Source organism: Streptomyces sp. UW30 (assembly GCF_008042075.1).
Taxonomy (GTDB): domain Bacteria; phylum Actinomycetota; class Actinomycetes; order Streptomycetales; family Streptomycetaceae; genus Streptomyces.
The window spans coordinates 357,854-366,592 of sequence record NZ_RDBN01000053.1 but is presented as its reverse complement, the minus strand read 5'-3'; the positions used below and the strand labels follow the sequence as shown (position 1 = coordinate 366,592).

General features: G+C 71.7%; 8 protein-coding genes and 2 pseudogenes. 3 read left to right on the top strand and 7 right to left on the bottom strand.

Translation table 11 applies throughout. The annotated features are described in order from the left end of the window. Nucleotide 1: 1 nt before the first annotated feature. The 4 genes and pseudogenes from EAO75_RS35815 to EAO75_RS35800 all read right to left on the bottom strand — a co-directional run bounded on the left by EAO75_RS35815 (nt 2) and on the right by EAO75_RS35800 (nt 4,180). Nucleotides 2–1,213, bottom strand: coding sequence for an ROK family transcriptional regulator (locus EAO75_RS35815; RefSeq protein ID WP_147999308.1), 1,212 nt, complete (start codon nt 1,211–1,213; stop codon nt 2–4). Between the two features lie 171 nt (nt 1,214–1,384). Beyond that, complete coding sequence (locus EAO75_RS35810; RefSeq protein ID WP_147999307.1) at nt 1,385–2,524, bottom strand: MFS transporter; 1,140 nt, start codon at nt 2,522–2,524, stop codon at nt 1,385–1,387. A gap of 124 nt (nt 2,525–2,648) precedes the next feature. Further along, a pseudogene (locus tag EAO75_RS48715) lies at nt 2,649–2,774 on the bottom strand (MFS transporter); the annotation flags it as partial. A gap of 311 nt (nt 2,775–3,085) precedes the next feature. Next, nucleotides 3,086–4,180 (bottom strand): mechanosensitive ion channel family protein, encoded by a 1,095-nt coding sequence (locus tag EAO75_RS35800; protein ID WP_147999306.1) that lies wholly within the window; start codon nt 4,178–4,180, stop codon nt 3,086–3,088. Between the two features lie 326 nt (nt 4,181–4,506). Between EAO75_RS35800 and EAO75_RS35795 the strand changes: the two genes are divergently transcribed. Further along, entirely contained in the window at nt 4,507–5,043 is a 537-nt protein-coding gene (locus tag EAO75_RS35795; protein ID WP_020116449.1) for an HNH endonuclease, read from the top strand. 158 nt (nt 5,044–5,201) lie between these two features. Here the strand turns inward: EAO75_RS35795 and EAO75_RS35790 are convergent, their stop codons facing one another. From EAO75_RS35790 to EAO75_RS35780, 3 genes are read right to left on the bottom strand one after another with little or no spacing between them, the layout of a single operon-like run. Continuing rightward, on the bottom strand, nt 5,202–6,593 hold the full coding sequence (locus tag EAO75_RS35790) for an FtsX-like permease family protein (RefSeq protein ID WP_147999305.1): 1,392 nt from the start codon (nt 6,591–6,593) through the stop codon (nt 5,202–5,204). Beyond that, nucleotides 6,590–7,288 carry an ABC transporter ATP-binding protein gene (locus tag EAO75_RS35785; RefSeq protein WP_147999304.1) on the bottom strand — a complete coding sequence of 233 codons (699 nt, stop codon included), beginning with the start codon at nt 7,286–7,288 and terminating at the stop codon, nt 6,590–6,592. The genes EAO75_RS35790 and EAO75_RS35785 overlap by 4 nt, the downstream gene beginning before the upstream one ends. Continuing rightward, the gene (locus EAO75_RS35780; protein ID WP_147999303.1) at nt 7,285–7,818 is read right to left on the bottom strand and encodes a PadR family transcriptional regulator; all 534 of its coding nucleotides are present in this window, start codon (nt 7,816–7,818) and stop codon (nt 7,285–7,287) included. The genes EAO75_RS35785 and EAO75_RS35780 overlap by 4 nt, the downstream gene beginning before the upstream one ends. A gap of 184 nt (nt 7,819–8,002) precedes the next feature. On the opposite strand from EAO75_RS35780, the gene EAO75_RS35775 reads away from it, so the two are divergent. Further along, entirely contained in the window at nt 8,003–8,263 is a 261-nt protein-coding gene (locus EAO75_RS35775) for a hypothetical protein (protein ID WP_147999302.1), read from the top strand. Then, a pseudogene (locus EAO75_RS35770) lies at nt 8,264–8,739 on the top strand (4-alpha-glucanotransferase); the annotation flags it as partial.

Sequence of the window (8,739 nt, the reverse complement as noted above, 5' to 3'; positions counted from 1 at the left end):
GTCAGCGCGAGGTGTTGAAGACCTCGTCGCGCGTTGTCCCCAGCGCGCTCTCCAACGCGCCCCGCAGGACGGGGTGTTCACGTACGTCGCCGACGACGAGCCGGGGCCGGGACGCGGCCAGTTCCTCCAGCTCGGCCTGCACGAGAGCGCGCAGCACCTCGCCGCCGGAGGTGAGGGAGGCGCCGCTGAGGACGACCAGTTCGGGATCGAGGACGGAGACCAGGGAGGCGAGACCGGTGGCCAGCCGGGTCGCGTAGGTCTGCAGGAGCAGCCGGTTGAGGACGGTGTCCTCGCCGGCGGCCCGTTCGACGAGGGTGGCGGCGGCCTCGGCGTACGGCGTCGACGGGACGCTCGACATGCCGATCTCGCGTGCGAGCCGGGGGATGGCCTGGGAGCCGGCCAGCTCCTGGTAGCCACCACTGTTGGCTTTGGTTACCTGGCGGACCAGGGGTGTGCCGGGAACCGGCAGGAAACCTACCTCGCCGGCGCCGCCGGTCCAGCCGCGGTGCAGTCGGCCGCCGAGGACCAGGGCGGCGCCGAGGCCGCCCTCGTTCCACAGCAGCACGAAGTCCTCGTGGCCGCGGGCCGCGCCGAGCCGCTGCTCGGCCACCGCCACGAGGTTGACGTCGTTCTCGTACTCGACCGGCATCGGCAGGGCCGCGGCGAGTTCGTCCAGGAGCGCGGGGGTGTGCCAGCCGGGGAGGTGGGAGGCGTAGCGCAGTCGGCCCGTGTTGGGGTCGAAGGCGCCGGGGGTGCCGATGACGAGCCGGTGGACGTCGTCGCGGGCGAGGCCCGCCGCCTTCACGGCGCCGTCGAGGGCGTCGGTGACCTGCCGGATGACGGGCTGGGCCGGGCGCCTGCCGGGGGTGGGCAGTTCGTACGATCCGACCGTGCGGCCGGTGATGTCGGCGACGGCGGCCAGGATGCGTTCGGGGGTGACGTCGAGCCCCGCGGCGTACGCGGCCGTCGGATTGACCTCGTACAGCTGGGCGTTGGGGCCGGGTCGGCCCTCCGTCGTGCCGGTCGCCAGGACGAGGCCGGCGGCCTCCAGGCGGGCCAGCAACTGGGAGGCGGTCGGCTTGGACAGGCCGGTGAGCTTGCCGATCCGCGTGCGGGACAGCGGCCCGTGCTCCAGGAGGAGGTCCAGGGCGGCACGGTCGTTCATGGCGCGCAGGACGCGCGGGGTGCCCGGCGTACCGGCGGATCCTGCCATGGGTTCGACACCTGCCTCTCGGCTGACCAGCTTCTCAGTGATCTACGACGGAAGTCCATCCAGGACTCCCTGCTTGATCACTGTTAGGAAAGTTTCCTATCCGCTGCGGAGGAACGTAAGCCCGGCGGGAAGGCGGCGTCAAGAGAGGTGGTCCGGCAGGCAACGGAGTCGTTACTTGAGGGCGTCGGCCCGTGGTGCGTGCTCGTGCCGGGGGAGCAGGAGCGGTGTCGCCAGCAACAGGACGCCGGCCAGGGCGATCGCCGCACGCGGGCCGGTCACTGTCGCCAGCAGTCCCCAGAGCGCGGTCGTCGCCGCGGTCGCCGTCTTGGCGGTGATCGACCATGCCGTCAGAGTGCGGGTGACCCGGTCCGACGGGGTCAGGTCGAGGCGCGTGGCGGCGAGCACGGGGTTGAAGACGCCCGCGCAGGTGATCAGGCCGAACTCGAAGGCCATGACGAGCAGCATGCCCGGGGCGCCAGGGCCGACGAAGGCCAGGCCGACGCACCAGCAGGCGCGCAGGGCGCCCGCGGTGAGCAGGATCCGGTGCCGGCCGTGCCGGGCAGTCAGGCGCCGGGACAGCCGGGAGCCCAGCAGGCCGCCCAGGCACGGCACGGCGAAGGCGAGGCCGTACTGCCAGGGGGTGAAGCCGAGCCGGCCGAGCATGAGGACGGCGAGCAGTGGGGCCTGCGCCATGATCAGCGAGTTGACCAGGACCGTGTTGACGAACAGCGGGCGCAGGGTGGGGTGGGTGAGGATGTGCCGCCAGCCCGCCCGCAGGTCGGTCGCGCGCAGGCCCCTCGCCCGCGGGGCTGACGGGGTGTCAGGGCGGGGTTGTTGCCTTTCCTTACCTCCGATCGCCCGGATGCCGAGCGCCGACAGAAGGAAGCTGACCGCGTTCGCCAGCACCGTCGCCATCGGGCCGAACATCCCGATCGCCGCCCCGCCGAGCGGCGGGCCGAGCGCCGTGGCCGTCCACGTCGTCGCCTCGAAGCGGCCGTTCGCCACGAGCAGGTCCTCCGGCGGCACGAGGGACTTCAGATACGCCCCGCTCGCCGCGTTGAATGTGATGTCGGCCGCGGCCACGACCACCGACACCACCAGCAACTGCCCGAGACCGAGGGCGTCCACCGCGAACGCGACGGGGACGCTCAGCAGCGCCGCGCAGCGGATCAGGTCCGCCGCGACCAGTGCCGGACGCTTCGGCCGGAACTCCACCCACGCCCCGAGCGGCACCGCCAGCGCCGCCCCCACCGCGAGCCCCGAGGCCGACAGCAGCGCCACCTCGGTCGCCCCGGCACGAGCACGCACCACGGGCCGACGCCCTCAAGTAACGACTCCGTTGCCTGCCGGACCACCTCTCTTGACGCCGCCTTCCCGCCGGGCTTACGTTCCTCCGCAGCGGATAGGAAACTTTCCTAACAGTGATCAAGCAGGGGATGTCGGCCGCGGCCACGACCACCGACACCACCAGCAACTGCCCGAGACCGAGGGCGTCCACCGCGAACGCGACGGGGACGCTCAGCAGCGCCGCGCAGCGGATCAGGTCCGCCGCGACCGATATCGAACCGGGCCATCCAAGCCAGAGGGACGCGCGGTGGGCAAACAACCGCCGGTCATGGGCCGCACAACCGTCGGCTGTACGTCGGCGAACCGGGCGGCGGCGGACGGAGAAAAGGCCCTCGGCGGTTGCTGCCGAATGGCAGGGTGATCATCCGTCGAGGCAATTATCGACGGCGTTTTTATCAAGGTGACGGCCGCTCCCGCGAGTGCCGCCACCGGTGACGGCGCTGGGTCGCCACGGGGGGAAAGAAGGGGTCCCGCGTCTTCTATACGCCGCCCATCAAGTTCGCGCACAAGAAGACCTGTTGACCCCTACTTCGTCACGCTCGGCGGCGTCAGTGGTGTCGCCGCCTGGGACTGCGGCGAGGCGGTGTTGGAGTAGGCCGAGGGGGCGGCCACGCCCGCCGTCGGGTCGGCCGCGGCCTCGTCGCCCACCATGAGGGGAGCCCGGCCGACGATCGGGATGTCGGCGGCGTCGAAGGCGAGCTTGATGCGCCAGCGCAGTTCGCGTTCGACGGTCAGGGACTTGCCGGGCATCGTCTTCGCCGCGACCCGTACGACCATCGAGTCCAGCAGCACGCTGTCCAGGCCGAGAACCTCGATCGGGCCCCACAGGAGCTCGTTCCAGGGCTCTTCCTTGCTCATCCTCTCGGCGACCTCGCCGATGGTGTGCCGGACCTTGTCCAGGTCCTCCGAGGAGCGGACGGTGACGTCCACGCCGGCCGTCGACCAGCCCTGCGAGAGGTTGCCGATGCGCTTGACCTCGCCGTTGCGGACGTACCAGATCTCGCCGTTGTCGCCGCGCAGCTTGGTCACGCGCAGGCCGACCTCGATGACCTCGCCGGAGGCCACGCCCGCGTCGATCGAGTCGCCGACGCCGTACTGGTCCTCCAGGATCATGAAGACGCCGGAGAGGAAGTCGGTGACCAGGTTGCGGGCGCCGAAGCCGATCGCCACGCCCGCGACACCGGCGGACGCCAGCAGCGGGGCCAGGTTGATGTCGAAGGCGGACAGGATCATCAGGGCGCCGGTGCCCACGATCAGGAAGCTCGCCACGGAGCGCAGTACCGAGCCGATCGCCTGCGAGCGCTGACGGCGGCGCTCGACATTGACCAGCAGGCCGCCCAGGGCTGTGCCGTCCACCGCCTGCGCGGTCCGGTTCATCCTGTCTATGAGCTTGGTGATCGCCCGCCGTACCGCCACTCTCAGTACCGCCGCGATCACCACGATCAGCAGGACCTGGAGACCGATCGCGAGCCAGGTCGACCAGTTCTGCTCGACCCAGCCGGCGGCCTGCGTCGCGCTCTCGTGGGCGTCCTGGAGCGAGGGCACCGCCGGGGTCGTGGTCTCCGAGGGTGTCGGGGACGGCGACGAACCGGCGGCCAGTAGGACGGCGGGCAGGGACACGGCAGGTACCTCCAGTGCAGCGGCCCGCCCCACCGGCAGGCGGTCAAGGTCTTCAAGGTCACGAAAGGGTCACCGGCGGGGCAGGCTCACCACACTATCGGGGCATCGTGTGTGGATCGTTGCCATGTTCGAGGGAGGAAACGTGCCCACCCGGGGATGAACTGGTGGGATGAACCGTTCATCGCCCAGGGGATGAATCAGATGTGGTCGAAAACACTCTCAGCCCGTTACCGGGACATGGTGGCGCTTTCACCAGGCGAGAGGGGAGACTGACTACAGATCGTCCCGGCGCGAGCCACGCGCCGCCGACGCCCAAGGAGGCATCCGTGCCGCATGTCCTGGTCCTCAACGCGTCGTACGAGCCACTCGGCGTCGTACCGCTCCGCCGCGCGCTCGTCCTCGTCCTCGAGAACAAGGCCGTAAGCCTCGAGGAGTCCGGCGCCTTTATGCACAGCGCAACCGTCACAGTCCCCGCACCCAGCGTGGTCCGGCTCAAGCGATTCGTCCGGGTTCCCTATCGGGGGCCCGTTCCTCTTACCCGGCGGGCGCTCTTCGCGCGCGACGGGGGCCGGTGCATGTACTGCGGTGGCGTCGCAACCAGCGTCGACCATGTCATTCCGCGCAGCCGCGGGGGCAAACACGTCTGGGACAACGTGGTGGCGTCCTGCCGCCGCTGCAACCACGTGAAGGCCGACCGACATCTGTTCGAAATCGGCTGGCGGCTGCGCCACAAACCAGCACCACCCACCGGCCTCGCCTGGCGCATCATCGGCACCGGGCATAGGGACCCGCGCTGGCTGCCGTACTTGCAGCCGTACGGCGCGGAGGACGCCATGGCCCGGATCGACGGCATTTCCGCCTGACGATCCGGGCCTTCGCATACCTGGCGGACGGCGCGTGTGCCACCCGGCCCCGAGGGTCCCCCGTGCCCTCGGGGCCGGACGGCTGCCCGGGAGCGGCGGCCGTGTGACGAGGGGCCGCATCACCGCTCAGGTTCGCCGCGGCCCGTTCGCACGCCCGCTCACGCGTACCGCAGCTCCGCCGGCCGTACCGAGCGCCGCAGCAGCGGCATCGACGTGGCCGCGGCCAGCAGGCAGGCGGCGTACACGGCCAGGGGCACCAACGGCACCAGGTACGGCACGAGCGGTATCGAGTCCGCCGAGGTGATCGAGGCGTACCACACGGTGATCGTCATGCCGCCGAGGCCCGCCACCGCGACCGCGGGGGCCAGCGGCAGCGCCGTCTCCAATAGCAGCGCCCGCCGCAGTACCGCGCTCGGCACCCCGGCGGCGACCTGCGCGGCCAGCCCCCGGCGCCGGGCGGCCAGCGACTCGGCGGTGCCGACGGCCAGCGCCGACAGCACCAGGGCGAGGGCGAGGAGGATCGCGGCGCCCGCCAGATCGAGGCCGTTCGTGTAGTACTCCATGTCCATGGCGAGCTGACCCTCGCGACGCGACTCCAGCAGACCGGCGAGCAGCACCTCACGGACGCCGACGAAGCCGGTGCCCACGACCGTCACCAGCACTACCGCCGCATGCGTACGGGCCGCCGCCCACGGGTCGTCGCGCAGCCGTCCCGCCGCGATCAGCACTGCCGGGCTCTGGGCGCGGGCCGTGAGCGCCTCGCCCAGCCGGCGGGCAGTCGCCCCTGTCAGCCACACGGCCACCGCGCCGACCAGCAGGGACATCGCGAACACGGTGAACGGGGCGACCGCGGCGTCGAAGGGGACCTCGTCGAAGGGGGTGGCCATGAGGTACACCAGCATCAGCGCCAGCACCGCGGTCGCCACCCGGAACATCCGCGTCGGACCCTCGGCCGACCGCACCCGCCGTATCCGGCCCAGCGGCGATGCCACCACCTGGCGCAGCGCCAGCGCGCTCACGGCCGCGCCCAGCACCGGCACCCCGACGGCCACCACGGCGATGCCCGCCCAGGCCAGGGGGTCGGGGCTGTGCCACAGTCGCAGCAGGGTCAGCACGGAGAACACCGTGGCCGGCAACGAGCCCGCCAGACACGCCAGCCCCGACTCCAACGCCGCGATCCGCCGTACCTGGGCCGGGGTGGCACCCGCCAGGCGCAGCGCCGCCAGCCTGCGGTCCCGGTGCACGGCACCGATCCGGGCGCACTGGCCGAGGAACCCGAGCACCGGGATGAACAGCATCACCAGCGTGAAGATCACGCCCATGCGGGTGCCGGGCTGGTCGAGCAGACCGCCGCCCACGGACACGTGGCGGTGGCCGTCCAACGGCAGCAGCGCGGCGATCACCAGCCCCAGCCCGGTCGCCAACGCCGCGCCGACAGCGGTGAGGAGCACGCGCCACCCCTCGCGGCGGTCCGAACCCCGGGTGAGCAGCCAGGCCAGACGGAGTTCGGCCTTCGTGGCTCCGTACGCCCCTTTGTACCGTGCTCTCACGCCGCCACCCCCTGCGGCACCACGGCCCCGTCACTCAGCCGCACCTCCCGGTCCGCGTACGCCGCCACCTGGGCGTCATGGGTGATCAGCAGCACCGCAGTGCCCGACTCGCGGGCCGTGTGCGTCAGGGCCGTCATGACCTGCTCGCTCGCCAGCGAATCCAGCGCGCCCGTCGGCTCGTCCGCGAAGACGACCTTCGGGTCGGTGACCAGGGCGCGGGCCAGGGAGGTCCGCTGGGCCTGGCCGCCGCTCATCTCGCCGGGCCGCAGTGCCTCCTGCCCTCGTACGCCGAACCGCTCCAGCCATTCGCCGGCCCGAGCCTGGGCGTCCTTGCGGGAGGTGCCCGCCAGCATCAGCGGCAGGGCGACGTTGTCCAGGGCCGTCAGCTCCGGGATCAGCTGCCCGAACTGGAAGACCACCCCGAATTCCGTACGCCGCAGTTGGCTCAGCCGCTGCTCGGGCAACTGGTCGAGCCGCTCCCCGTCGTACTTCACGGAACCGGCGTCCGGGCGGACGATGCCGGCCAGGCAGTGCAGCAGCGTGGACTTCCCGCTGCCGCTGGCGCCGGTGACGGCGAGGACCTCGCCGGGCCGCAGTTCGACCGAGGCGCCGCGCAGGGCCTCGGTCCTGCCGTGTGTCTTGACGAGGTCACGGGCCGTCAGGAGCGCTGTCGCGCCTCCCGCTTCGTTGCTCATGCTGCGTCGACCTCCGCGGTCAGAGTGATGAGCCGGGCCGCCGTGGTCGTCATCCAGCGGAGGTCGGCGTCGAGGTGGTTGAGGGCGTAGTCGGCCGAGAGCACCGTCGCGAGATCGGCGCCGGGCGCCGTCTTGAGCGTCGTGAGCTCCCGCATCCGGGCCATGTGGGCGGCGCGTTGGGCGTGCAGGTAGGCCTCGGGGTCGCCTCCGGACAGGATCGACGCGACCACCTTGGCGAAGATCTCGTTCGTCACGAACGGCGCCGGCGGCGCGATCTCCCCGGCCCACTCGGCCAGTTCGCGTGTTCCGTCGTCCGTCGAGCGGTACATGGTCCGCTCCGGCCCGCCGTCCGAGTCGGTGCCGTCGATCTCGGCGAGCCCGTCGCGGACCAGCCGTTGCAGGGTCGTGTAGACCTGCCCGTAGGCCAGCGGACGGGCCTGCGGGAACCGTTCGTCGTGGCGTCGCTTGAGGTCGTAGCCATGGCTCGGCCCCGTGGCGAGCAGGCCCAACAGGATGTGGCGGGTGCTCATGGCGATCATTATGTACTGAGTACATGTACTGAGTGAATAGCGAGGCCCGAACGGGTCTCGGAAGACTTGAGCGGCGGAACAGAATGTGACGAGAGGCACGTTGTTCCCCTCTGTACGTCTGCCACCGCGCCTGCTGGGTAGGGCTGCGGTAACCCTGTACACCGCAACCGAAGAGGAGGCCCCCGTGGCCGCAGCATCGGCACACGTTCTGCTCCCGGCCCCGTCGAAACCTGAGGCGCCCGTCGAGCCCGAGATGCACGACTGCGTCTTCAGCGCCGAGGGCGCCTGCGCCGAAGCCCCCCTGACCAGCGAACCACCCCTCCCCGACGCCGAGCCCCTCACCAGCGAGCCGCCGCTCGCCGACGCCGCGCCGCTGACGAGTGAGGCAGCGACCTGGGACCTGGGTATGGACACCGGTATGGACATGGACTCCACGAGGCCGTAGATGACAGCGCAGCGGTCGGCCGAAGCCCCTGCCGAAGGATCCGAGGGCCCCGACGGTTTCGGGGGTCCTGGGAACCCCCCTTCCGAAGATCTGTCCCGGCTCGCCGAGCTGCACGGCGTCGCCACCTCCTTCCAGCCGTCCGCCGACCGCACGGTCACGGCCTCCGCGACCGCGCTCACCCTCGCCCTGGCCGCCCTCGACGTGGACGCGAGCGCACCCGCCGCCGTCGCTGCCGCGCTCGCCGCGCGCGACCGCGAACTGCGGGAGCGGCTGCTGCCGCCGACGGTGGTGTGCTGGAGCGGGGCCGAGCCCGAGGCGCTGGCCGCGCTGCCGTCCGGCACCCGGCTGCACATCGAGACCGAGCAGGGCGAGACCCGGGACGCCGTCGACCGACTCCCGCCCGGCGTCCACCGGATGACCGTGACCACGACGGACGGCCGTACGACGACCAGCCATCTCGTCGTCGCCCCGCCCCG

Excerpts from the sequence above, each read along its gene's own strand:
- EAO75_RS35815 (WP_147999308.1), bottom strand. The coding sequence starts at position 1,213 with ATGGCAGGATCCGCCGGTACGCCGGGCACCCCGCGCGTCCTGCGCGCC.
- EAO75_RS35785 (WP_147999304.1), bottom strand. The coding sequence starts at position 7,288 with ATGAGCAACGAAGCGGGAGGCGCGACAGCGCTCCTGACGGCCCGTGAC.
- EAO75_RS35780 (WP_147999303.1), bottom strand. The coding sequence starts at position 7,818 with ATGAGCACCCGCCACATCCTGTTGGGCCTGCTCGCCACGGGGCCGAGC.